Annotated in this window: 20 protein-coding genes; 14 read left to right on the top strand and 6 right to left on the bottom strand. The window is 49.8% G+C overall.

From position 1 onward, the window contains the following. The first annotated feature begins 48 nt into the window (after window positions 1-48). From KB559_RS01930 to holA, 4 genes are all read left to right on the top strand, one after another. Window positions 49-2,778, top strand: a complete 2,730-nt coding sequence (locus tag KB559_RS01930) for a ComEC/Rec2 family competence protein (protein WP_211019893.1) — start codon at window positions 49-51, stop codon at window positions 2,776-2,778. Between the two features lie 241 nt (window positions 2,779-3,019). After that, entirely contained in the window at window positions 3,020-3,568 is a 549-nt protein-coding gene (locus KB559_RS01925) for an RNA polymerase sigma factor (RefSeq protein WP_211019892.1), read from the top strand. Next, complete coding sequence (locus tag KB559_RS01920; RefSeq protein ID WP_211019891.1) at window positions 3,565-4,785, top strand: zf-HC2 domain-containing protein; 1,221 nt, start codon at window positions 3,565-3,567, stop codon at window positions 4,783-4,785. The genes KB559_RS01925 and KB559_RS01920 overlap by 4 nt, the downstream gene beginning before the upstream one ends. A gap of 364 nt (window positions 4,786-5,149) precedes the next feature. Continuing rightward, entirely contained in the window at window positions 5,150-6,169 is a 1,020-nt protein-coding gene (holA, locus tag KB559_RS01915; protein WP_211020234.1) for a DNA polymerase III subunit delta, read from the top strand. Between the two features lie 291 nt (window positions 6,170-6,460). Here the strand turns inward: holA and KB559_RS01910 are convergent, their stop codons facing one another. Together KB559_RS01910 and rpsT are read right to left on the bottom strand one after the other, a co-directional pair. Then, window positions 6,461-6,646, bottom strand: coding sequence for a hypothetical protein (locus tag KB559_RS01910; RefSeq protein WP_211019890.1), 186 nt, complete (start codon window positions 6,644-6,646; stop codon window positions 6,461-6,463). 347 nt (window positions 6,647-6,993) lie between these two features. After that, window positions 6,994-7,266: a 30S ribosomal protein S20 gene (rpsT, locus tag KB559_RS01905; protein WP_211019889.1), complete on the bottom strand. Its 273-nt coding sequence runs from the start codon at window positions 7,264-7,266 to the stop codon at window positions 6,994-6,996. A 176-nt stretch (window positions 7,267-7,442) separates the two neighbouring features. Between rpsT and gpr the strand changes: the two genes are divergently transcribed. The 4 genes from gpr to KB559_RS01885 all read left to right on the top strand — a co-directional run bounded on the left by gpr (window position 7,443) and on the right by KB559_RS01885 (window position 11,703). Then, window positions 7,443-8,459 (top strand): GPR endopeptidase, encoded by a 1,017-nt coding sequence (gene gpr, locus KB559_RS01900; protein WP_211019888.1) that lies wholly within the window; start codon window positions 7,443-7,445, stop codon window positions 8,457-8,459. A gap of 164 nt (window positions 8,460-8,623) precedes the next feature. Next, complete coding sequence (locus KB559_RS01895) at window positions 8,624-9,958, top strand: stage II sporulation protein P (RefSeq protein ID WP_211019887.1); 1,335 nt, start codon at window positions 8,624-8,626, stop codon at window positions 9,956-9,958. A 26-nt stretch (window positions 9,959-9,984) separates the two neighbouring features. Beyond that, window positions 9,985-10,536, top strand: coding sequence for a hypothetical protein (locus tag KB559_RS01890; protein WP_211019886.1), 552 nt, complete (start codon window positions 9,985-9,987; stop codon window positions 10,534-10,536). A gap of 102 nt (window positions 10,537-10,638) precedes the next feature. Beyond that, complete coding sequence (locus tag KB559_RS01885; RefSeq protein WP_247681495.1) at window positions 10,639-11,703, top strand: LacI family DNA-binding transcriptional regulator; 1,065 nt, start codon at window positions 10,639-10,641, stop codon at window positions 11,701-11,703. Window positions 11,704-11,793: 90 nt separating this feature from the next. Here the strand turns inward: KB559_RS01885 and KB559_RS01880 are convergent, their stop codons facing one another. From KB559_RS01880 to KB559_RS01865, 4 genes are all read right to left on the bottom strand, one after another. Next, complete coding sequence (locus KB559_RS01880) at window positions 11,794-12,966, bottom strand: glycoside hydrolase family 130 protein (RefSeq protein ID WP_211019885.1); 1,173 nt, start codon at window positions 12,964-12,966, stop codon at window positions 11,794-11,796. A 55-nt stretch (window positions 12,967-13,021) separates the two neighbouring features. Beyond that, window positions 13,022-14,215 carry an AGE family epimerase/isomerase gene (locus tag KB559_RS01875; RefSeq protein ID WP_211019884.1) on the bottom strand — a complete coding sequence of 398 codons (1,194 nt, stop codon included), beginning with the start codon at window positions 14,213-14,215 and terminating at the stop codon, window positions 13,022-13,024. Between the two features lie 14 nt (window positions 14,216-14,229). Beyond that, on the bottom strand, window positions 14,230-15,189 hold the full coding sequence (locus KB559_RS01870) for a glycoside hydrolase family 113 (RefSeq protein WP_211019883.1): 960 nt from the start codon (window positions 15,187-15,189) through the stop codon (window positions 14,230-14,232). 197 nt (window positions 15,190-15,386) lie between these two features. Further along, the gene (locus KB559_RS01865) at window positions 15,387-16,439 is read right to left on the bottom strand and encodes a LacI family DNA-binding transcriptional regulator (RefSeq protein ID WP_211019882.1); all 1,053 of its coding nucleotides are present in this window, start codon (window positions 16,437-16,439) and stop codon (window positions 15,387-15,389) included. Window positions 16,440-16,690: 251 nt separating this feature from the next. Here KB559_RS01865 and KB559_RS01860 point away from each other — a divergent pair, with 251 nt between their 5' ends. From KB559_RS01860 to KB559_RS01835, 6 genes are all read left to right on the top strand, one after another. After that, window positions 16,691-18,043: an ABC transporter substrate-binding protein gene (locus KB559_RS01860; RefSeq protein ID WP_244861384.1), complete on the top strand. Its 1,353-nt coding sequence runs from the start codon at window positions 16,691-16,693 to the stop codon at window positions 18,041-18,043. A gap of 125 nt (window positions 18,044-18,168) precedes the next feature. Next, window positions 18,169-19,044 carry a carbohydrate ABC transporter permease gene (locus KB559_RS01855; RefSeq protein WP_211019881.1) on the top strand — a complete coding sequence of 292 codons (876 nt, stop codon included), beginning with the start codon at window positions 18,169-18,171 and terminating at the stop codon, window positions 19,042-19,044. A gap of 2 nt (window positions 19,045-19,046) precedes the next feature. Then, window positions 19,047-19,880, top strand: a complete 834-nt coding sequence (locus KB559_RS01850) for a carbohydrate ABC transporter permease (protein WP_211019880.1) — start codon at window positions 19,047-19,049, stop codon at window positions 19,878-19,880. A gap of 35 nt (window positions 19,881-19,915) precedes the next feature. Continuing rightward, the gene (locus tag KB559_RS01845) at window positions 19,916-20,938 is read left to right on the top strand and encodes a glycoside hydrolase family 130 protein (RefSeq protein ID WP_211019879.1); all 1,023 of its coding nucleotides are present in this window, start codon (window positions 19,916-19,918) and stop codon (window positions 20,936-20,938) included. A gap of 88 nt (window positions 20,939-21,026) precedes the next feature. Further along, window positions 21,027-21,986 (top strand): acetylxylan esterase, encoded by a 960-nt coding sequence (locus tag KB559_RS01840; protein WP_211019878.1) that lies wholly within the window; start codon window positions 21,027-21,029, stop codon window positions 21,984-21,986. Between the two features lie 48 nt (window positions 21,987-22,034). After that, entirely contained in the window at window positions 22,035-24,119 is a 2,085-nt protein-coding gene (locus KB559_RS01835; protein WP_211019877.1) for a methyl-accepting chemotaxis protein, read from the top strand. Window positions 24,120-24,155 lie beyond the last annotated feature (36 nt).

Below are 24,155 nucleotides of genomic sequence, written 5' to 3'. Positions count from 1 at the left end.
GCGAGAGTTCTTTAAGGCATTACCAATTAAGGAGTGGAGGGCTGTCCAATGGAACGCAGACCCTTGGTAGTCATAGCATGCTGCTGGATCGCCGGGAGCGGGCTGGCCTGTTTATACAGCGGCAAAACCTTCTGGCTGTTATGGGGCGGCATCTCATTAATCGCTCCTTTGTTTGCCGTTTTGAGGAAGCTCACTTTGAGCCGTCTGTTGATCCTTTGGATCGCATTTTCGCTGGGGGCCGCTTATTGGGCCTACAATGATGGCAGGAATGTGAGCGGTATCGAACCAAAGCTGGAGCAAGTAAACAAAGCCTATCAGACAGGCAAAATAGCGGGTTGGGATTCGGCGAAATCAGCGGGCTCTGGCGGGACACTTGATTCTGCTGAACTTGCTGAGCTGGTTGTTAATGTAGAAGGTACCATCATTTCAACCGTAAGTATAGATGGCGACCGTGCGGATTTTACGCTCAAACTTAGCAGATATTCGTTAGGAGATGAGACTTCTGTCGCAGAGAGATCCAAGGGGGAACGGCGGATTAAATATGACAGCACGGAAAAGGTAGCCGTACAGGTCCGTTTGTCTTCCCAAGAAGAGCTTGCTGTAGCGGCCGCTTGGAAGCGCGGTGCGAAGCTGTCTATGTCGGGAACGCTGGAGCGCCCGGGAACCGCCAGAAATTTTGGCGGCTTTGACTATCGGAATTATTTGCGGACCCAGCGAATTCATTGGATTCTAAAAACAAAAGGAGCTTCCGGCATCTCAATTGAACCGCCAGCAGGCATTACTTACGCGACCCTGCTGGGTAAGGTCGACAGCTTGAGAGAGGGACTGGGGAACCGGGTCGGGACGCTTTTTCCGGGGTGGCAAGCAGGATATATGAAGGGCTTGATTATCGGGCTGGCAGATGAATTGGAGCCGGAGAAATATGCCCAGTTCACCAATCTGGGACTGACTCATATTTTGGCGATTTCGGGAAGCCATGTTGCGATTAATGTGGGCCTGTTGTTCGCCCTGCTCCGCTTGTGCCGGGTGACGCGGGAGACCTCACTGTTGGTCGTCCTTGGTTTTGTCCCCGTCTATGTACTGCTGACGGGCTTCTCGCCTTCGGTCATCCGCTCGGGACTTATGACGATGCTCGGTCTTTATCTCCTGCGGAAGGGACTCTTGAAGGACGGACTTAACGTCCTATCAGCTGCCGCCCTGCTTATGCTGCTGTGGGAGCCCTATTACTTGCTTAATGTCAGCTTTCAGCTTTCATTTGCCGTTACGGCTGGCTTGATCCTGTTCGTGCCGTTGTTGTCGCCTTATTTTCGCTGGCTCCCTCAGCGGATGCGGGGAGCGACAGCCATTACGGTGGCCGCCCAGATCGTCTCGTTTCCCGTGACGATCTACTACTTTAATCAGTTTTCCCTGCTGTCGCTGGCGGCAAATATGGTGATTGTCCCTCTGGTCAGCCTGGTCGCACTTCCGCTTGGAACTGCCGCACTGCTTCTCAGCGGAATCTGGATTCCGTTGGGGCAAGTTATCGCCTATCCGGTCCGCCTTATCAACTCCCTGAGCTTTCTTGGCACGGAGTGGCTGAATGATCGCAGCGGATTTATGACGTTTTGGAAGTCGCCTTCCCTCATTTGGATCGGGGCCTTTTACATACTTATATATGTTTTGTTGCGCCGGGGAGCGCGATCATATCCGCCGCTTTCGAATGACGCAGCCTCCTATTCTTCCTTCAGGGAAACTTCCTTAGCCTCTATCGAGGATACGGTTCCTCTGCTTCCGCATCAAGGAGGCAAGACAGGACCGTTCTTACTAGCTCCTCCTCATGCCAAAAGGCCCTGGAAGGAGATAGCGGTGTCTGTTGCTCTGCTGGCGGGGGTTGCGGCGCTGCTTGTTCTCGGGTATCGACCTGAATATGCAAATGGCACCGGCCACGTTCAGTTCATCGACGTCGGTCAAGGCGACTGCGCCCTGATCACGACGCCAGGCGGAGCCCATATCTTGGTCGATGGAGGAGGAACCGTATCGTTTCGTAAACCGGGAGATGCATGGCGTGATCGCAGGGAGCCTTTTGAAGTAGGGTCCAAGACGGTCGTCCCTCTGCTCAAAAAACGGGGAATCCACAGCCTGGATGCTATCGTGCTAACCCATGGCGATCAGGACCATATCGGCGGCCTGCAAGCGGTCGTGGAACAGTTCCCGGTGGAAGCGCTCATTTTTAACGGGAGCCTTGCTGAGTCCACTACCATGAAGAAGCTGATGGAGGCTGCTGACGACAGAAACATTCCAGTTTATGCGGCATATGATGGCATGAAACTTCGGCCGGATACAATGACAACGATCGAGTTCTTGTCACCTTTGAATGAACCGGTTTTAACCGGTATCCCGTATGTGAAGGATCAGAATCATCGGTCCCTTGTGTTCCTGCTCGAAATGGAAGGGGTCTCCTTTATGTTTACAGGAGATATGGATGTTTCGGCGGAACTCAACGTTCTGGACAACAAGGTTTCGGAAAGCAAAGGACGGTCGGCTCCCCATGCCGATGTTTTAAAAGTGGCGCATCACGGAAGCAAGACCTCAACGTCCGCGGAGTGGCTTGACTGGCTGAGGCCGATGATATCCGTCATTTCCGTAGGCCAGTATAATAGCTACGGGCATCCCAACCCGGGGGTGCTGGAGCGTCTTACGGAATCGGGAGGCGCCATATACCGCACGGATCAGATGGGCGAAATTCAAATGAGAGTTACTGACGGAATGATCTTTATTAGAACCAAACTAAGCCGATAAACCGGAGGTTTTTTTCATTGTGAGAAAGACGAATCTTCCATTTGCCTATAGGATGATGTCCAATCTATGGATGACGCGGATGACGCGTCCTCTTTTTTTTGGTATTCTTAGGTGAGATTGAAGACAGAGGTACTAGAACTCCAGACTTTTTTCCTATATTTTACTCAAAATAATAGTAACAACATTGCAACATATCGATGGACGATCACGTCTGTAAGGTTGCAAGGAAGGGGGAGCCTTTGTGGTGGAGCAAGGACTCATCAGAGCTGCTCAAACGGGCGATCGCGACGCTCTAATCACCCTATTGCGAGAAATCGAGACTCACGTGTACAGGACAGCTTATTACATTTTGAACAATGAACAGGATGCGATGGATGCTGCCCAGGAAGCGTTGATTCGGATTTATACCAAAATCGATTCTTATGAAGAAAAGGCCCAATTTAAAACATGGGTGCAGCGGATTGTCACCAACATCTGTATCGACAAATTCCGGAGAAACAAACCTACGGTTTCGATTGAAGAACATGAACTGGTTTTCCAGGGAAAAGAGAGCGTCGAAAGGGAGGTTATGTCCGGTTATTTGGCACAGGACATCCGCGAAGCGATCGACCAGTTGCCTGAGCATCATCGCATGGTCGTCGTTCTGAGGTATTTGCAAGATTTTTCTTACAGCGAAATTGCTGACAGCCTGAATTTGCCGCTGAATACGGTGAAATCATATCTATTCAGGGCCAGGCAGCAGCTTCAACACTTACTCCAAGATTATCAGAAAGGTGGTGTATCAGGATGAAATGCCCGGAGGCGGTGGAATGGATGCATCGGTATATCGACCACGATCTGAACGAGGAAGAAAGTTCAGTTCTGTTTGAACATATGCGAAATTGTCCCGATTGCTCGGAAAAGTTTGCCCTGCTAAACGAAATTTCGGCAAAACTCGAAGAGCTTCCGAAAGTGACGCCTCGCTTTAGTCTGGTAGATTCGATTCTTCCTCAACTGGATGAGATCGATCGGGCCCGGCAGGAAGGCAGTGCGGCTGAAGATGTTCCAGGTACGATGGTAGCCGCCAAGACTACGTCCGAAATGAGCCGCAGCTCTCGCCCGGGACGGGCGCCTCGGCGCAGCAGAGCCTACCTTACAGGCGCTTTCGGATTAGCTGCGGCCATGATTCTAGGCGTGTTCATTTATCAATACGAGCCTCGCACGGTTCCTAATGCGGAAATAGCACCGCAGGTTGCTTACGACACAAGCTCATCTGCGGTTGAAAGTTCTTCTTCGTCTGATAATGCGGCGCCGGAAACGGAAAAAAGCGCGAAGCTTTTCTCAGACCAGGCGGATAGCGGCGCTGCCGGTTCCAGTCCGCAAGAAGACCCTAACGCGCCTGAAGCCAGTGAGGGTCTGAGGTCATCGTCCGATAACGCCGGCGGCAATTCCGACAGGGAGACGCAGCAAACGACCGCCCCGAACGAGGCTGGGAATGCGGCTGACTCCAGTAAAGGTAGTCCCCCGGCGAGCGGTGGGGGAGATAAGACTCCGGCTTCGACGAAAGCTGACGGGCCGAGCAATACCGCAACGCCGACGGAGAACGTACCTGCAGCTCAGCAGGATGGAGCACCGGCCACAGGGGATGAAAAAGCCAGCTTAAAAGCAATTCCCGAGAAGACGCCTGTCGAGGAATTTGCGGATACCGGCCTGATGGGGATTGCCAATTTTATAGAGTCGAATCAATGGTCTTCACCGGACGGATTGTATACGGCTGAATTGAGCGACCAACATGTAATGGTGTACCGGAATGACTCCGGGGAGCGTAAGCTTCTGGTGAAGCAACTTGTGGAGGGTAACTGGGTAAAAGGAGAATGGTCCGAAGACGGCAAAACATTCACCTATGAGACAGAAAAGGACGGGGTTTCGGCGGCGCATGTTGTGCATCCGGAACAAACGGAAGGCGACACAAGTACTGGCACCGGTAACGGTAATGGCACTGGCAATTCAACGGCGAATCAGCCATGATGGACCGGAAACCAAACGGTTCTGCCTCTTTTAACCGAAATTAAGAATAGGCTGCAGGTACTGTCACCTTTTCGGGAGATATGGAATAGGTTATATAGATAAATAGAGACAGGATTGACCCTGATCGTCGTATGACCGCCGGCGGGAAAGTTTCTAGAGCTTTTCAGCCCGCGTTTATATAGATGCTCCGGGACAGAGGGACCTTTCGCCGCGCGCAGAGGTCCCTTTGTTGCCGTTTACGGGTCCTTTGCTTGATATTCCAAGTACTGTACCTTGGACTATTTGGATGATTCACAGTATCATGATATTAGAGAGATTGTTCAAGAACACGCTTGAAATCGTTGAAGAGGAAGGGAGATGCCGCATGGACGTGAAAACGGCGGTAAAGCAAATCAAACAAGGGCAGGTCTCCCCATTATATTTATGTTATGGTACGGAGAAATACCAGATTCAGGAGTTTGTCGGCATGCTGCAAGACCAGGTGGTGGACCGGGATCAACGGGATTTTGCCATGGCGTCGTTTGATCTGGCCGAGACCCCAGTGGAAGCTGTCGTCGAGGAAGCCGAGACGCTTCCTTTTCTGGTGGAGCGCAAGCTGATCGTCGTCCGGGACTCCGCGGTGTTTACCGCCGGGAAAGAGGGCGGGAAAATAGAACATAAGGTGGAAGCCTTGCTGGCTTACATAGATAATCCGGCCGAGCATAGCGTCATCGTGTTTGTCGTAAACGGTGAGAAGCTGGACGAGCGTAAGAAAATAGTTAAGGCTATGAAGGCAGCAGGCACGGTGCTGTCTTTCATGCCGCTTGGCGGCAGCGAACTGACGCAGTGGGTCGTGCGCGAAGTAGAGAAGCGCGGCCGCCGGATCGGCCGGGAAGCGGCTGAGGCCTTGGTTGCGGCCTGCGGGGTGCAGATGGCCGCATTGGCCGTCGAGGTGGACAAGCTCTGCCTGTATGCCGGCGAGGGCGGCATGATCGATATCGCGGTCATTAACCAATTGGTGGCTCGTACTACAGAGCAAAATGTGTTCGCGATGGTGGAGCATATTGCTGCGCTCAAACTGGAGCAGGCCTTGGATATTTTTTATGAGCTGCTCAAACAACGCGAGGAGCCGATCAAAATTGCGGCGCTGATCGCAAGGCAGTTCCGGATCATGCTGCAGGTTAAAGACTTGGCACGTCAAAGCTATTCCCAGCAGCAAATTGCCTCCCAATTGGGATTGCATCCGTACGCGGTTAAGATTGCCGGGGAACAGGCCCGGAAATTCGAACAGGCAAAGCTGAAGCGTATTCTTTCCGATCTCGCCCAACTGGACTACCAGATGAAGAGCGGCGGCATCGACAAAGTGTTAGGACTGGAGATATTCCTGCTGAAGCTGGGGGCATAGGACCGGACCGGTCAGAGGACCAGCAGGACTGGGCTGATGAGGACCAAAACTGTTTAAAACGATTGAAGCTGCGATTTAACTGGAAAACCTACAGTTATTTCGTGGCTTTTTACTATTTCAGTGCAATTAACTGGAAAACCTACAGCTAATTTCACCGAAATAGCCTCCAAAGTGCAAAACATGTTCAATTAACTGTAGGAAATACAGCTAAATTACAAAACTAACTTAAATGCAGAAATTTAACTGTACATAATACAGTTATTTTTGGGGGGGCTATTGAAAACCGAATTACTAGAGTGAATCATACCGAGTCACCGTAACTAATGAAGTAACTAAATAGCAACTAATTAGCTCATCCAACTCATCGAACTCATCCAACTCATCCAACTCATCCAACTCATCCAACTCATCAACCTCATCAAACTCATCAACCTCATCAAACTCATCAACCTCATCAAACTCATCAAACTCATCCAACTCATCAACCTCATCAAACTCACCTACCCAGCAACGTCGTACTCAGCGACCTTTAAAACACGCGAAGCTTATAATCCCTAAGCAGTCGCCGCGAGTGGGGAACTTAAGCTCTATTGACCAATGCTGGGCATCATCGCATCATTGATTTGCTACACCAAGGTTCGGTAGCTCCAGTCACTCCCTCCGTTCCCTCCGTTCCCTATGTCAGCCGCTCCTTCCATCCACTTCGCCAGCCGATCATGCGCAATTATAATCCGATGCTGAACGTGTGTTTTGTAAATAACATCAAAAAGACCTGAACGAAATCGTTCAGGTCTCTTTGAGCTTAAGTTTATAAATAGCGACGCTTACGCTTGGGACGTAAGGGCGTTCAATTTTTTAGCCAAGCGGGATTTCTTACGGGCTGCTGCATTCTTGTGGATCAAACCTTTAGTAACAGCTTTGTCCAACTTTTTGGTAGCAGCGGCGAAAGCGGCTTTAGCTACTTCCACTTCGTTGTTCGCAAGAGCGGTGTCGGCAGATTTAACAACCGTACGCAAAGCGGACTTTTGCGAAGCGTTCAGAGCGCGGCGCTTGTCGTTTGTTTTTACACGTTTGATAGCGGATTTAATGTTTGGCATTGCATTCACCTCCTGTAAAGCATATATCATCCCAGATGATTCACAACTTAAAATATTTTATCATGACCCCCGCCAAAATGCAATGAGTTCCTCGAAACTAAGATCAGTGGGAGTGCATAATAGTTTCGCCTCTCCCGCAAACTAAAGGCAACCGAGGAAAAGGAGGTCATTATGACATGAATTTGGATTTGCGGGACTATTCCGTCCGGACCGACCTGGCCGTAGAATCGAAAGAGATGGCGGAGACCGCTTACGGCGGGCCGGTACCCGGGTTGAACGAACAGATTGACGAGAACGAAGGCATCAAGGTTACCCGTCTGGATGTAACGAATGAAGCGGCGTCCAGACAGATCGGTAAAATGGTCGGACACTACATCACCATCGAGGTTCCCGGATTGCGTACCCAGGACAGCGATCTTCAGGAAAAGGTAGCGGCTACTTTTGCTAAAGAGTTCAGCGTGTTCCTTCCCAAAATCGGCATCAGCGAAGGGGCAAAAGTGTTGATCGTCGGTCTCGGCAACTGGAATGTGACCCCGGACGCGCTCGGTCCTCTCGTAGTCGAGAATGTGCTGGTGACCCGCCATTTCTTCGAATTGACTCCGGATCAAGTATCCCCGGGATACCGGGAGGTAAGCGCGATTGCGCCGGGAGTGCTCGGGATTACGGGAATCGAGTCGAGCGAAGTGGTCCAGGGGATTGTCGACCGGACCAAACCCGACCTCATTATAGCGATTGATGCCTTGGCGGCAAGAAACCTGGAGCGGGTGAATACGACGATTCAGATTGCCGATATCGGCATCCATCCGGGTTCGGGGATCGGAAACAAACGCCGCGGGCTGACCAAAGAAATTTTGGGCGTTCCGTGCATTGCGATTGGTGTGCCGACGGTCTGCTACGCGTCCACGATTGTGAATAATGTTTTTGATTTGATGAAGACTCATTTCGATCAGGAGAGCGGCGCCGGACAGCAACCGCAAACGAAGCAGATTCTCGGGCTGCTCACCGAGCTTACCGAAGGCGAACGCCTAGGGCTCGTCAAAGAGGTTCTTCAACCGCTCGGCCATGATTTGATCGTAACCCCCAAGGAGATCGATGAATTTATCGAAGACATTGCGAATGTCATCGCGAGCGGGCTGAATTTGGCGCTGCATGATGCCGTCAACCCCGATAACGTCGCTACCTATACTCATTAACATCTCATTAACAAAATGGGTCTCCTCCCTCTCAGGAAGTTCGCAATCTAGCGGACTTCTTTTTTTTGTGAGAATCCGATGTTCTAAACTTTCCGCTAGGTTCATAGATTTGGAGTAAAGAGATTCAAGCCTAAGGTTTAGCGGCTGGAGGAGGACATGACGAAATGAAATTCAGAGCGTGGAACATCGGAAAAATAAAGCGGAACTTTATGAACGTGCTGGCGATGGGACAAACTTTTCTGCTGATGTCGGTATTGTCGGTCGTATTTTTTATTCTGCTCGGCACTTTAGGGATTGCCGAGAAAAACTTGAACACCTCGCCGGTTTCTTCCATGAAAGGGTTGGCTGCTTCCCTGTCGAGCCGGTTTTTTATCGAAATGGTCGGCATGGAGCTGCCGCATTCGGTCAGTGAGAAACAAACGCCCGCCTTTTCAGGCAAACAGATGTCCCAGTTCGTATTTCAATTGCTGACCGACGTGAATCCGGCCGATCCGAAGAGCCTGGTCGCCCGCGAAGTACCGGGCCTCGGCGCGGACAGTCCCATTCTGCTGCGGACCGGTTCGGGCAATACGACGGTGCAAGCGCCGGAGGATTACCGTCCGGGGACTGGAGCCGCAGGCTCAGCACCCGATCATCCAGAACCGGATGCGGGGAACCAGCCGCCGGATGAGGATCCTGCGGGACAGATTCCACCCGATAAGGGAACGACAGACCCCAAAGCCGGAGGACAAGATCAGACGGTGGAGGATCCTGCTATTAAGCCGGGAAACAAAAATATAGTTATGATCTATCATTCCCATCCGCAGGAATCATATAATCCGCTGCTCGGGACGACCGGAGATAATCCGAGTTCCCCGGAGGAGAAGAAGAACGTTGGCCTCGTCGGCGAATTCCTTGCTAATGCCCTGGAACATAAAGGGGTAGCGACGCTGCACTCTTTTCAGAATTATGCGTCTACCGTAAGTAATTACAATTACAATTATTCATATAAATATTCTAGAGAGACCGTAAAGACAGCCATGGCTCAGAACGGGCAGCTGCAGTATTTTATCGATATTCACAGAGATTCGCAGCGTCACGAGAAAACTACAACGGAGATTGGCGGAGAGACTTACGCCCAAGTCTACTTTATTATCGGTCACGCGAATGAAAACTGGCGGAAAAATGAAGCCTTCGCAAGTTCGATTCATGAACGGCTGGAGAAGTCCCATCCGGGCATTTCCCGCGGCATATGGGGCAAAACCAGCTCCCAGGGTAATGGGGAATACAACCAGTCCTTATCCCCGCAAAGTATCTTAATTGAAATCGGCGGAATCGATAATACGGAGGAAGAGCTCCAGCGGACCTCCAAGGTGCTGGCCGGCATCATAGCGGATCTTTATTGGGAAAGCCAGGATGCGGAGAAGGCGGGTTCTCTGACCAAGGGCGGCTCGCAGGAACAGGCAAAGGAAAAGGCGGCGGCGAAGACGGCCGCCGGTTCCAACCATAAAAACTCGTAACCATTTCAGAGGGAGGAGCGGACTTCATGGCGAAAACGTTGAGGAAGGGCATGCTGTACGGGATTCTGCTCGTGGCCGGCGTCACTTTGGGGATGCAGCTCTCGGACTCGGGGGCGGGTCAATCCGGTCTCGCGCAAAACGGAGCATGGCCAACCAGTGTCTGGTCCAATGGATCTCCATATAACGGTGTCCAGGTCGGCTCGGCCGGGGCTTACAATGGAACACCGGCCGGACAGGCGGGGAACCAGAACATGGCTCCCGGGTATGCCAACGGTAATGCCAACGCCGGAGGGTATGGAACGGGGTATAATAACGGATATAGCAATGATTATAATAACGGCTATAACAATGGCAATAACTACGGTAACCCAAATAACGGGCAATACACCGCCGACGGCAGGCAATACGTTGATGGGGCTAACGGCGGAGCGGCCCTGACGCCTGGTGATTTACTGCTTCCTCAACCGGCTCCTCCCGCGGTAGACCGCTTTGCGGACAAGACCGCAAACCTGCTTCAACAGGTATCCCGCAAGGGGATTCACTGGTTTGCTTCCTGGTTCGGGCCTTCTACGGAATAATTTTGCGAACCGTCCAAATTCCAATGTATCACCGCAGCTGACTTTGTTATAATGGAATGAGCACATTGAACAAACAGTTATTGTTTGCGGGGGTATTGTCAGTTGAAGAAAATTACGATGCAGCAAATCGCCGACCACCTGGGAGTGTCCAAGTTTGTCGTGTCCAAGGCGCTATCAGGCAAGGGCGGGGTGAATGAGACCACGAAGAACCGGGTAATCCAAGCGGCCTCACAACTAGGTTATTTTGCTCAAAAAAATGCTTATATGAAAAACCAACCCATTTCTCAGCAGTCTACTTCCTTTACAGGGAAGCAATCGGTCATCGTATTGATGCCGAATATCCGTTTTCAGACGAAGGATTCGCTGTATTGGGGCAAAATACTTGAGGGGATTTCGGAGGAGTTGGAGGCCCGCAGCCTTGGCATGGTCATCGTCTCGGAATCCCGGGTAGACCATTTTATCCATGTGTTGAATCCGGATGGAATTCTGGGAATGATCGGAGTAGGGCAAATCGATTCTTCGCTTTTGCTTGAAGTGCACCGGCTCGGGATTCCCATGGTCCTGGTGGATCATGAGGACGCCCTTATTCCGACGGACACGGTATTCGCAAACAACGGGGACAGCATTTTCCGTTTGTGCAATCATTTGATGGGCCTCGGACATACTCGGCTTCACTTTTTAGGAAACATTCAATTTTCACGCAGCTTCCGCGACCGTTGGTCCGGATTTCGGGAAGCGCTGGAAGAGAATGATTTGGAGACGCCAGAGATCAGTGATCCGATGCTGCGGCTTCGCGGTGTGGATACAGGTGAATTTGTGCCTGATTTCGAAGAGTGGATTATGGCCCGGCAGAAATCACGCCAGTTACCGACCGCCTTGGTATGCGCCAATGATTCAATTGCGATTCGTGTGGGACAAGCTCTGAAAAAGGTCGGAATCGACGTGCCTGGCCAGATCACGATCACGGGCTTCGATAATATCGATGACGCTTACCGCAACGAACCGCCGATCACAACGGTACATGTGCCTAAAGAAGCGATGGGGCGCAGGGCTGTCCGTAAGCTGATCGAACGAATCGAGCATCCGGAACAAGTATACGAGAAGGTGCTGGTAGCCGCTGAGCTGGTTCACCGTGATTCCAGTGCGGCTCCTTCGGTGGAGCAATAAGAGGGAGAATAACCTGTAGATTCGAAACAAGCAATAAGGGCCGGTCCCGCAGATAACTGCGTGGATCGGCCCTTGTTTTATAAATAATGTTTACTTCAGGGACAAATTACGTTCAACCAGCCCGATGCGTTGTTCCACGCAAGCGAAGGAACGCATAGCATCTTCCGGTGTGTTCACCACGTAGTCCAACAGGCGGTCTACAGTTGTGGCAGCCACATGAATACGCGTATCGGAGGAAGCGTAATAAATATACACTTCGCCGTTATCCGTAGCGATGACGCCGTTGCAGAAGACTACGTTCGATACGTCGCCGACACGTTCTTCGCCTTCAGGAGCGATGAGGTGTCCGCCCGGACGATGCGTAACTTCGTAAGGCTTCTCAAGATCGGAGAGGAAGGCGTACAAGACATATCTGAGCCCGGCCGCAGTGTTGCGAACCCCGTGGGCGATATGCAGCCAGCCGCGTTCGGTTTTGATCGGTGCCGGGCCTTGACCGTTCTTGACTTCCTTGATCGTATGGTAGAAGCGCTCATCAATGATGATTTCCTTCTCGATCACGGCGTTTTCGATCGTATCGGACAGACCCCAGCCGATGCCGCCGCCGGAACCCGTATCGATGAATCCGTCCTGCGGACGAGTATAAAAGGCGTATTTGCCATCCACAAACTCCGGATGAAGCACTACGTTACGCTGCTGCGGGGAAGCGGTCTTCAGGTCGGCCAGGCGTTCCCAAGTGATCAGATCCTTCGTCCGAGCGATGCCGCATTGGGCAACTGCGCTGGAGAGGTCGCCGCGAGGGGCGTCCGGATCTTTCCGCTCCGTGCAGAACAAGCCGTAGATCCAGCCGTCTTCATGCTGAACCAGCCGCATATCATAAACGTTCGTATCAGGTACGTCCGTTTCAGGCAACACGACGGGTTTGTCCCAGAAGCGGAAGCCGTCTACGCCGTTGTCGCTCTCGGCGATCGCAAAAAACGATTTGCGGTCTACGCCTTCCACACGCGCGACAAGATAAAACTTTCCGTTTAATTGAATGGCTCCCGGATTAAATACGCCGTTGACTCCGATGCGCTCCATGAAATATGGATTGGTTTCCGGATTGAAGTCGTATTTCCAGATCAGCGGAGCATGTTCTGCTGTCAGAATAGGGTGCTTGTAACGGTCATAAATGCCATTGCCGCCCGAAACGACTTCATTGCGGCGGGTGATCAAGGATTCGTAACGTTCGGTCAACAGGTTCTTTCTTTCTTCAAATAAGCTCATGTTTTGCCTCCTAAGGATAATGAATTAATTGGTTTTGTACTGACTTGCTGAATTCTTATTGACGGTCAAGTCTTTCAAGCATCTCCAGGCAAGCCCGGCCGTTATGATAAGGACATTTCCAAGGACTGACTTTCGGCTCGTTCGGCAATGGGGTGCCGGATTGGTCAACGCCCCAGTACCATTCGCCGCCGTTGCGATCGACGATATAGTTTTGAATGAACTTCCAGGAATTTACGGCTGCTTCCTCAAACTTTTCGTCACGCGTCATTTGGTAGGCATTATAGAATCCGACCATGGCTTCCGCTTGCGGCCACCAGTCTTTGTTCGTGTCGGTTAGGCCGCTTGGATCGGCCTCATTCCATATGCCGCCGTCTTTATCGATACCTTCGGCATGCACGGCTTCAGCCATTGCAATGGCTGTCTGAATAACGCGCTTAAGCACACCCGGATCGTCAAGCACTTCGGCGGCTTCCACGAGTAACCAGCTGCCTTCAATATCGTGGCCGTAGGAAATATGATGGCTTTTTACATCCCATGCCTCATCAAAGAACAGCAGGAAATGAGAGCTTTCGGAATCGATAATATGGTCCAAAGTCACTTCGATGAGCTCGTTCAAGCTATGTTTGAGCTCAGGCGACTTCCATACCCGGTATAAATTAGTGTAGGCTTCCAGCACATGAAGGTGAGTGTTCATGGATTTTTTCTCATTCAAATCCTTGTCGCTCAGGCTGAGGTTGCCGGTCTGCTCCCAGGTCCGGGACAACGCTTCAACATAGCCTTTATGGATCGGATCATAGCTGTATTTCTCCAGCAGATGATAAAGCTCGATCGCAAGATCCAATGCTTCCTGATTTCCGGCTGCACGATAATATTCCGCTAAGGCGTAAATCATGAAGGCCTGGCCGTACACCTGTTTTTTATCCTGAGATGGGCGTCCCAGATAGTCCACCATCCAGAACAAACCGCCATGCTCCCGGTCCAGGAAATGATTCAGCAAATAATCGTAGGCGCGTTCCGCCATCTCCAGATATTTCGGAGAAGGATGCAACCGGTGAGCGGAGGCGAATGTCCAAAGAATCCGGGAGTTCAGTACGAGCCCTTTATCCGCTTTGCTGTCCACCTGAAGCTGCTGATCGATTTCTCCAATAAAGCCGCCATGCTCGGAATCGATACTGTTGTCGATCCAGAATTTTAGAATGTTATCATTTAATTCTTGCTGCAGCTCTTCTTTCCACTGTTGTTTGTTCACGCAGGAACAACCTCCTATTTAGTTTTCATGCCGTTTCTGGCTGCGTAGGCCTCGAATATTACCGCCTCGGCTTCTTTTCCGTAAACGCAGTAACCGTCATCGTCGGCCGCCTCGCTCTTCTCATACAGTTTTGCCGGCCAATCCCAGAGCATAAAGCCGCGTACCCAGTCGCGTTCACCGCTCTTCTGAAACATCGTGCGGTAAAAATCCGCTTGTTCGGCGTGATTGGTCGCCCCTTGAAGAGTCCAGTCGTTCGGGATCGCGGAAGATCCGGTGCGGCTCGGACAGCCTGCTTCCATAAAGAAAAACGGCTTGTCGTATTTCCGTACAACGCTTTCAATCCGATCCAGCTGCCGGTCCCAGTCATCGATCGGATAATAGCCGCTGGAGCTGATCAGATCGAGATCATCCCACCAGCCGACGTTATCCTCCTGATATTTGTCGCAGTTATAGGTAACAAGACCGCTGTATACCTTTCTTACTTCCGAGATGAGGTGGCGCCATTCGGCCTCGCGCCGGTCGGTTTGCACCATTTCACAACCGATGCAGAACATCTCGCAACCGGTCTCTTCGGCGATTTGCGCAAAATGGAGAATATAATCGCGGTAGGAGGCGAACCAGTCGGACCATTTCGGTTCGCAAGGCACGTCTTTATCAAAGAAGTTGATATGCGCCCGCCAAGTGCCGTCGGCACAATTGACGATGGGCTTCAGGCAAACCTTAAGCCCAAGGGACTTGGCCTTTTGAATGGCCCATTTAACTTCATCATCGGTTACGGTAGGCTCGTTCCAGTACGGAATTTCTGTTGAAAACGCCGTATCCTGGAGAGCGGAGAAAGCGATGGCTGTCCAGTTGACGCCGGTATTCCTCGCCATCGTTTCCATGGATGCGGAAGCCTCGTCGTTAGCCCAACTGCCCCGGACGCCCATGAAACCCCAAGTCATACCAGCTACATATTCATCTAGCTGCTTCATTTCAACACCTCGCTTAGCTGTGATCATGATGTTTGTTATTGTTTGTTATAATTTTATATAACAAATTAGCTACCTTATGTTTAATATAAGTCTAACACCCGATGATTTCAACACTTTAATTTTTGAGTGATTGGATCTTACGAACCCGAAAACAACAAAAACCGCCGATATAACCGGCGGTTTTTGAAATATGTCTATTATTTAGAATTTATTTGCGGTTTGTTATTTATTTTAACTTGATCAGCATCTAACGTGCGAACGGAATCCCGGTATATGATTTTGCCCTGTACAAGTACCCGGCCATTCCGGCGGTTCGGGTTGGACACTTTATCCATAATCGATTTGACGGCCGTGCGGGCCATCTGTTCAATGTCCACTTCCACCGTAGTGAGCGGAGGGGAGGTGAGCGTAGCATAGAGATCATTATCGAAGCCGACTACGGAGCAATCTTCAGGCACCTTATATCCCGAATCGTTTAAAAACTCGCATAAGTTGTATGCTACCTGGTCGCAGTTGCAGACGAAGGCGGTCGGCATTTTCTCCGGAAGTTCGATATCGATATAATAGCCGCGCTCGTCGCGATCATTTAGCAACAGCCGGTCTTCAAAAGCTAAACCATGTTCCAGCAAAGATTTGTAGTAACCGAGAAAACGGTCCTGGATACTGCTTGTAGAGTATATGTTGCCTACATAAGCAATGTCACGGTGTCCGCTCTGAATCAAATAGTTGGTCAATTCATAGGCTCCATAAAAATTGTCCGTGACGATCGAATCGATCGCCGCATGCTCGTCATAGAAATCCAGAAACAGCTTGGGCAGGTCCATATTTTGAACGGTTTCGATATATTTTTTGCTGATTTGGCCCAAAATAATAATCCCGTCGACCTTGTTCTCACTGTAAACCCGCGGAAAGTTCAACTGTTCCTCGTCTTCGCTGCTTAGTATATTCAGGATGCCAAAGTAGCCGTAATGATCCAGATGAATAGCAATTTCCTGATAAACCCGGAGGTAAAAAGAATCGTTCATGCCCGTAAAACGTTGCGGGATCATGACCCCTATATTATAGGAAAGTCCATCCTTAATGGATTTGGCCGCCGAATTAAAACGGTAACCCATCTCACCAGCGACTTTTTTGATCGTAACCTTCAGGCTGTCGCTGACTCCTTCTTTATCGTTTAGCGCTTTTGATACCGTTACGCTACTGACCCCTAATTTATTGGCGATATCTTTCATCGTAATATTACTTTTCATTAACTTCATTCACCGTCCTGTTAAACTTTATCCGGAATCAGCTTAACTAATATAAAATCAGTATACATTTATCGTTAATAAAGATAAAGAGACAGACTCCGATGTTTCTATTCAAGCTACAATTAACTTAACACATAAACTAATTAATTAACTAATATTAATTTCGTAATTGACGGGAAAGCGTATTCAAGATAGAATGAAAAAGTAGTTTATCGATAACTTAAATAGTTAAGTTGAAAGGGGTTAATGAAGTGAAGAAAAACAAAGCACTATTTGGTTTCATGGCATTGGTACTCGTACTCTCAATGCTGGCAGGATGTGGAAAGAGCAATAACGCGGCGGAAAACAACACGCCTGCAAACAACACGGGGGCGAACAATTCTTCGTCGGAACAAACAGAGAAGAAAATCGCCGGAGAAATTACCGTGCTCACTCAGAGAACAGATATCGTAGATACGGTGTTCAAAGACTACGCTGCAGAATTCAACAAAAAATATCCTGACGTTAAAGTCAACTTCCAAGCTTTGTCCGATTACGAAGGTCAAATCACGGTTCGTATGAACTCCGATGATTACGGCGATGTTCTGCTCTTGCCGACAAGCATTCCGCTTAAGGATTCTCCTGATTTTTATGAGCCGCTTGGCGAATTGTCGGAACTGAGCAAACAGTATATCGGTTTGGAAGAAAGAACCGTGGACGGTAAAGTATACGGGATTCCGACTGCCGTGAACTTCTCAGGCATTCTGTACAACAAAAAAGTGTTTGCGGATGCAGGCATTACAACAGCGCCTAAAACACCTGAAGAATTCTTGAACGCTTTGAAAGCTATTAAGGATAAAGGCGATGCGATTCCTTTGTACACGAACTATGCTGACAGCTGGCCATTGACACAGTGGGAAGCCGTACTGACCACAGTAGCAGGCAGCGTGGATTATGTAAACGTGGAACAGCCGAACACGGACGATAACTTTGTAGCCGGCAAGCCACACTACGAACTTTATAAAGTAATGTATGACGCTGCAAAAGAAGGTTTGATCGAAAAAGACCCAACAACAACAAACTGGGAAGCTTCGAAAGCTGATATGGCGAACGGCAAAATCGGTGCAATGGTGCTCGGTTCCTGGGCGATCGGACAAGTTCAAGGCTTGGCCGCAAATCCGGACGACATCGCTTATATGCCATTCCCTACGAATGCAAGCGAAGTAATCATGCCGCTTGCTGACGATTACACAGTCGGTATTAACAAACACAGCAAAAACAAAGATGCAGCACGTGCTTGGATCGACTGGTTCATTAACGAGTCCAACTATCCTACAGAACAAGCCGGCGGTATGAGCCCGGTTGTTGGCGCTCCGCTTCCTGCAACCTTGAAACAATTTGAAGGATCTGACGTGAAATTCGAACTTCAAACTCCTTCCCAGCCTGGTCAAGAAGGCCTGGTCGACAAAATTGACAAGGATGCCGAAATTGGTCTTTGGCAGCCGGAATTCAAGAAACGCATTATCGAAGCAGCCATCGGCAACTTGAACGAATCCTATGATGACATCATGAAGGATCTGAATGACGCATGGGTGAAATCCCGCGCGAAAGTAACGAAAGAATAACAGACCGACCAAGCATTTGACACCCGGAAATAAAAAAATGGGAAACGCGCGCTAGGTGCGTTTCCCTTATATTTGACTTGTAGAGACAGAGACCATATGCAGCAAGATTATTGGAGGTGTGAGTGGTGTTCAAAAATTTAAGCTACAAAACACAGCGAAAGGTCATCATTGTCGCCTTCTCGCTAATTCCGGTCGTGTTATTGTTTACTTTCGCATATTTGCCCGTATTTAATATGTTCAAGTACAGCTTTACCGATTGGAACGGTTACAGCAAAAGCTATGATTATGTAGGTTTGGAAAACTACAAAACGATTTTTACGGATTCTAAATATTTTACCGTATTTAAAGTCAGTTTGTACTATTTCGCGGGCTCCTTTGTACAGATGGCCCTGGCCTTATATTTCGCAACGATACTTAGCTTCAATGTTCGCTTCAAGAATTTCTTTAAAGGCGTCCTGTTCTTCCCTTACCTGCTGAACGGGGTGGCCATCGGTTTTATTTTCCTGTTCTTCTTCAGACCGGACGGTACGCTTGATACTTTGATGCAGTCCATAGGCTTGGGTGCTTACACACAAGGCTGGCTGCTGAATCCGAAGATCATTAATATCTCGCTTGCAGGAGCATCTCTCTGGAGATACATGGGCTTCAACTTTATTATTTTTCTGGGCGCGATCTCCTCGATCGGCAAAGACGTGTATGAAGCCGCAGAAATTGACGGTGCCAACCGCTGGCATCAATTCCGGCACATTATTCTGCCGAGCATCAAGAGTATTGTGCAGTTAAATCTGATTTTGGCTATTAGCGGAGCCATCAGCGCCTTCGACATTCCATATATTATGACCGGCGGATCGAACGGAAGTAATACGTTCGTTATCCAGACCGTAACCACAGCGTTCAAATACAACAAGCTGGGCCTTGCTTCGGCCATGGCTGTCGTTCTGTTGTTTATCGTCATCATCGTGACTTTACTGCAGCGCTTGTTGATTAAGGAGGAGAAGTAAACATGTACAGACTTAAGTATACGGCGGCGAGCATTGTAAAGTACGTAAGCTTGCTCCTTGGCGCGTTTGCTGCTCTGATTCCGATCGCTGTAGTTCTGTTTGCCTCCTTTAAGACGAATAAGGAATACGGCGATACCAGTCCATTGACGCCTCCGGATAACTGGCTTAATTTCGCTAACTATTCCAAAGCGTTTATCAACGGGAAAATGCTGCTAGGTTTCGGAAACACGGTCATTATCGTTGTTATTTCGATCATCGGGGCTACGCTCATCGGGTCCATGATCGCGTACGTACTGAATCGTTTCAAATTCCGGGGTAACAAGCTTCTGATGGGCGCATTTCTGTTGGCTACCTTGATTCCAAGTGTAACTACACAGGTCGCGACATTCCGGATCATCAACTTCTTTCATTTGGTGGATACCCGGTTTGCTCCAATCTTGTTGTATCTCGGGACCGATATCATCGCCGTTTACATTTTCATTCAATTTTTGGATTCCATCTCGGAATCGCTGGATGAATCGGCCATGCTGGACGGAGCGTCCTATTTTACGATCTACTGGCGGATTATCCTGCCGCTTCTGGCTCCGGCCATCGTTACGGTAATCATCGTTAAAGGCGTAAATATTTATAACGATTTCTATACGCCTTTCCTTTATATGCCGAGTGAGGACCTTCAGGTTCTTTCGACCGCATTGTTTAAATTTAAAGGCCCATACGGTTCCCAGTGGGAAGTCATTTGCGCCGGCATTATGATTACGATTCTTCCGATTCTTATCGTATTCTTGGCCCTTCAAAAATATATTTATAACGGATTTGCGCAAGGCTCGGTTAAATAAAAAAACATTTTTTCATTATGGAAGGAGATTGCATCATGACTACAGTCAACATTATTGGAGAAAACCTGCCGAATATCCCTTGGCAAGACAAACCGGAAGGTGCAGTAGGACCTGTCTGGAGACATAGCGAAAATCCGGTCGTAAAAAGAAATCCGGCCAAAGGCATCGCCCGTATTTTTAACAGTGCCGTAGTTCCGTATGAAGGAAAATTTGTCGGTGTATTCCGCGCCGAAACGATCAATGGCCGCCCTCATTTGCATATGGGCTGGAGCGATAACGCGCTGGACTGGAAAATTGAAGAAGAGCGCATTCCTTTCGTAGACGAGGCAGGCAAGCCTTTTCAACCGAACTATGCCTATGATCCCCGCCTCGTGAAGGTGGAAGATACGTACTATATCATTTGGTGCACCGATTTTTACGGAGCCTCCATCGGCGTGGCGAAGACGACCGACTTTAAATCCTTTGTACGTCTGGAGAATCCGTTCCTGCCGTTCAACCGGAACGGCGTGCTTTTCCCGAAAAAGATCAACGGCAATTTCGTGATGCTCTCTCGTCCGAGCGACAGCGGACACACCCCGTTCGGCGATGTATTTTTGAGTGAAAGCCCGGACTTCGTCTACTGGGGCAAGCACCGGCATGTGATGTCGAAAGGCGGACAAGGCTGGTGGCAATCGGTAAAAATCGGCGGCGGTCCTGCTCCGATCGAAACTTCCGAAGGCTGGCTGATGTTCTACCACGGAGTCACCGGAACCTGCAACGGGCTTGTATACAGCATGGGCGCCGTCATCCTTGACAAGGACGAACCGTCCAAAGTCAAATACCGTTCCAGCACTTACGTCCTTACGCCGGAAGAATGGTATGAGGAGCGCGGGTTCGTACCTAACGTTATCTTCCCTTGTGCGACGTTGACCGATGCGGAAACCGGAAAAATCGCTATCTACTACGGAGCTGCGGATACGTATGTAGGCGTGGCCTACACTACGGTTCAGGAAATCGTCGATTATGTAAAAGCAACGCATGAAGAAGTAGGCGACGACTCCGAAATCGGAATTATGTAATCACTAATCACTTCAAGTAATAATAGACAGCGAAAACGGATAACTCTTATGGAATTATCCGTTTTTGTCTTATTAGGAGGAGACAACCATGGCTAACGATAAAGTGGAAGATTTGCTGAAATACACCGGGATCAGTCCGAAACCGGACGATTTTGATGCCTATTGGGATCGGGCGTTGAAGGAGCTGGACGCTCAACCGCTCGATTACGAACTGGTGGAGGCTGATTTCCAGACGCCGCTTGCCGCGTGCTACCATCTGTATTTTACCGGTGTCGGCGGTGCCAGAGTGCATGCGAAATTTGCCAAGCCAAAACAACTCCAATCCGAAAAGGGACCCGGGCTCGCTCTGTTTCACGGTTACCATACGGGCAGCGGAGACTGGTCCGATAAAGCGTCCTACGCCGCCCACGGCATTACGGTGATCGCGATGGATTGCCGGGGACAGGGAGGGATGTCCGAAGACAATTCCACTACAAAAGGCACGACGTTGAAGGGGCATATCATCCGCGGCATCGACGAGGAAAATCCCGATAAATTGTATTACCGTAACGTGTTTCTCGACTTGGTGCAGTCCGTCCGGATTTTAATGTCCATGGATCAGGTCGATGAGGAGAAAATTGCGGTACACGGCTGTTCCCAAGGCGGAGCGCTTACGGTAGCTTGCGCTGCTTTGGAACCGAGAGTGAGTCTGGCGATCCCGGTATACCCTTTCCTGACGGATTATAAAAAAGCATGGGAAATGGAGATTACGTCATCCGCTTACGAAGAAATCGCTTATTATTTCCGGTTTATGGATCCGCTGCATCAGCGGCAGGATGAAGTTTTCAACAAGCTCGGCTATATCGATATTCAGAACCTTGCGGACCGGATCCGGGCCAGGGTTGTATTTGTGACAGGCTTGGCCGATACGGTTTGCCCGCCTTATACGCAGTTTGCAACCTATAACAAGATTCAATCGGACAAGGAACTCGTCGTATACCATGAATATGGTCACGAGTACCTGCCTTATTTAGGCGACCGAGTTATGCAGGAATTATTGAAAATGTAATAAAAAGCAGGTCCTATCATGAGGAACAGGTTCAAAGGGGGAATTGGAATGAAGATCCATCAACCGCATCATACAAAAAGTCCTTATACCCGATTTCGCGAAATTGGAATTCATCCATCGAAGTCGGTAGGAGCACGTTTGTTTTTTATTTTTTTCGTAGCCACTTTGGTCTTCGTTTTGAGCCTGGGTATAGTTTCTTATCAAATGTCCAGAAACACGATTGAACGTAACGCAGAGCTGTCTAACCAGCAAACGGTCAATCAGACGGCGGAGAAGCTGGAGCTGGTGCTGAAGCGATACGAGGATTCGCTCCAGCAATCGATGTTCAGTAATGAAATACAGGATCTGGTACGGCAAGGATCGTTAAGCGGTACTGAAGCCAGACAACAAATCATCATCAAGCAGAAGCTAACTTCGGCGCTCGGAAACTGGGCGTTTTCTAACCCGGGAGTATTGGGCGTATATCTGATTCCTGAGAATGATGTCATGCAAAGCGTAACGTCCGGGATGAAGGATGATGCTTTCTTTGAGGGCGCCAAGCAGGCGGAGTGGTTCGAACAGGCGCTGGCAACGGACAATACGGTCTGGATGGCGGAAAAGGAAGGCGGGCAGGGGCAAGGACCTTCAGCGTTGTTCCGTTTGGCGAAGGCATTGCCGGGTTCGGTCGGGACAAGCTATGTCATCGTAGCCGACATTAAAAGCTCCGTATTAACCGAAGAATTGAAAAAAATAAGTCTTGGCGACAAGTCGGTGGTTCAGCTTATTTCAGCGGACGGGGATTTGATTGCTTCCTCGGCCGAGGCCGGGCAAGCGGGGCATGATGCCGTTATGGGTAACGTGGATCCGGAGCAGGAACGCGGGAGCCTGCATGGGAAGGATGAGGACGGGAACAAAAGCTTAACCGTATTCAGTACGCTAGGTTCTGCGAAGTGGCGGTTGATCAGCGTCATCCCTGTCGATGAACTGATTAAGGATGCCAAGAAAATCCTAATGACCACTTATTTATCCGCATTGATCGTAGCATTGATCGCAGTCGCCGTTGGCTTTTGGATGGCCAGAACGATCGCTGGTCCGCTCATTAATATGAAGATGTTAATGCGTGAAGCCGCCAAAGGTAACTTAACGGTGCGGATGAGCTCCCGAAGCAAGGATGAAATCGGAGAATTGTCCCTTTCGTTTAATGAAATGATGGAACAGATTACGGGGCTAGTCGATCAGACCGGCCAGACGGCGCTGGAAGTACTGGACACGGCCAGGGAGCTTGGCGAAGCTTCGCGCAAAACGGCGGTCTCGGCCAAAGAAATCGCAGCGGCTACCGAACAGATTGCCATCGGAGCAACGAATCTGGCCCAGGAAGCGGAGCGCGGCAACGAGCTGACGGAGCAAATGTCCGGGCAGATGCGGCAATTCATTGAAGTAAACCGGGAGATGGGGGACTCGGCGGTCAGTGTCGGAGAATCCAGTGAACGGGGAATCGGGCAACTGGAGGAGCTGGAAATCCAGACCGGTTTGACCGGACAAAAGACCGGAGCCTTGGTGGAGAGGGTAAACGGTCTGAAAGAGACGACCTCCTCGGTGCTTCAGGTATTGGATGTCATGCAAAACATTACGAAACAGACGAATATTTTGTCGCTGAACGCGACGATCGAAGCGGCGAGAGCAGGAGCGGCGGGCAAAGGATTTATGGTCGTGGCCGATGAAATCCGCGGATTGGCCGAGCAATCCAGGCAATCGATCGAAATGGTCGCCACGATTGCGGACGGCATCATGCATGAAATGAATGAGACGGTTGCCGCTCTGTCCGAAGTGACGCCGTTATTCGGCAGGCAGAGGGATGCGGTTCAAGAGACGAACGAGATATTCTTTGCCGTCCGAGAGGAGATGAGGGCGTTTATCGAACGCTTGGACACGGTGACGGACTCGATCGGCCGGTTGTATGATTCCCAGTCCGTGTTGTCCGAATCGATGAGCAACGTAAGCGCCGTAGCGCAGCAATCCTCCGCGACTTCCGAGGAAGTGGCTTCTTTGAGCGGAGAGCAGCAGGATGTCAGCGAAATGCTGGTCCTTTTATCCGGAAAGCTGGAGCAGGCCTCGGCGAAGCTTAAAGAAAAATTGTCGGTTTTTAAGTTTTAATTCAAATTGGCTTTTGTGTTGTTTGTTATCTAAATA

The organism is Paenibacillus sp. Marseille-P2973 (assembly GCF_018101095.1).
Lineage (GTDB): Bacteria > Bacillota > Bacilli > Paenibacillales > Paenibacillaceae > Fontibacillus > Fontibacillus vini.
The sequence above is the reverse complement of the archived record's forward strand: the minus strand, read 5'-3'. Positions and strand labels throughout refer to the sequence as shown.